At 28.9% G+C, this 1,579-nt stretch carries 1 protein-coding gene; it reads right to left on the bottom strand.

All coding sequences use genetic code 11. The annotated features are described in order from the left end of the window. Window positions 1–330: 330 nt before the first annotated feature. Window positions 331–987, bottom strand: coding sequence for a hypothetical protein (locus tag AYC61_RS20305; RefSeq protein ID WP_066507620.1), 657 nt, complete (start codon window positions 985–987; stop codon window positions 331–333). Window positions 988–1,579: the final 592 nt, after the last annotated feature.

Genomic DNA, 1,579 nt, shown 5'->3' with positions numbered 1-1,579 from the left:
CCATTTGGTAATGAATAATCATCATGTAATAACTTCATACTCACAAAGGCTTACCCTAAAGAACTTAAACCATTAATTCCTTTAGAAGCTACATGACATTTTTTGACCACGACATTGATGCCCATATTTTTTCATCTTTATACAATCAGAAAAATATAGGCATCTCCGAGTTAAAAAAATGTCTTGTATGGCTTCTTTATACTAAACCTGTGAGCCACACATCCCTCAAAAATTTACCTTAGAAATTCTAATAGACAATTCCAACATTTTTTACACCAATAACATATGTATATAATGTTCTTTACTTTGCATCAATCTCTTAATAGTTTATTAAAATATACTATCAAATTTAGTATTATCTATGTTATAACTATAGAATACTGAATCGTGTTCTATCATCTTTAAAATTCTGTAACCAATAATCCTTGCACCTAAGTAACCTATTATAGCATCAGAAGCCATAAAAAGTCTCTTTCTTTTATCATCAAGGTTAATTTCATGTTTAGATTTGTTATACAAAGCTATAAACTTAAACAAATCTTCTACTATTTCATTTGGCAACTTATTTCTCTTACTAAGAATATTAGTAGCTTTGCCTAAGGTTGTATTACTATATCTAATTCTCCCAATAATACTGTACTTGCTTAACATAAATCTAAGAACTTCTTCTAAATGCATCCCAGAACTATGAATTACATATCTTGCGTTTATATGAATATTATTAACCTCCATATTTGAACGTGCATATTGTAGAGGTCTAAATAACTTTCTATACTCTCCTCCCGGAAAAGGATTTTTCTTAGGATCACAAGGCATACAATATCCACCTATTCCTCCTATATCTTTATCTATTTCCCATAATTCTTGCAAAGTATATGTCCTTGGATTTTCAATAACTTCATCTAAAACATTTAATATACCCTTTTTGTACCTCTGTGATAATATAACATTGTAAATAAACTTCGTTTCAGTTAATGCTGATTTCATAAATCCCCCTCATTAATTGTATCATTTGACATAATTTATTATATTCTATCAATAATTTTATAATCCTTCTTATATCTAATAATTATCTGTTTGACATCTCGAAATTCTCTTTGGCGATCTTTATTTCCTTGTAACTCTTTAAGGATTTGTTATTCAATCACCACCTCAAGTAATAACTCGAACAAAACAAAAGTGGCTTACAGTAGTTTATTTGCAGTTTAATTAGTTAGTATTTTGTAAGTTTTAAATCTGAATATACTTGAAACTTGACCCTAATTGGTAGCTAAATAAGTATAACCACTATGTAACTAGGATCTCTCTAATGTTTCTTCGGAGTGCGACTTTAAGAACTTGTTTCTTCAATGCTTTTACAAAATCAAAAGAAACAAGCTCTTTACGGAGCCGTAGAAGATTAGAAGAGAGATCCTATATCTATGAGTTAAGAAAATAAATGAAGTATTTCCATTGTAAATCTTACAACGCTTGACCCTAAAGAAATCAAACCATTAATTCCTTTAGAAGCTACATGACATTTTTTGTGCACGACATTGATGCCTATATTTTTTCATCTTTATATAATCAAAAAAATATA

The organism is Abyssisolibacter fermentans, from assembly GCF_001559865.1.
GTDB classification, from domain to species: domain Bacteria; phylum Bacillota; class Clostridia; order Tissierellales; family MCWD3; genus Abyssisolibacter; species Abyssisolibacter fermentans.
This window is presented reverse-complemented; position numbering and strand designations above follow the sequence as displayed.

Coding starts and splice junctions, on each gene's coding strand:
- AYC61_RS20305 (WP_066507620.1), bottom strand. CDS start 987: ATGAAATCAGCATTAACTGAAACGAAGTTTATTTACAATGTTATATTA.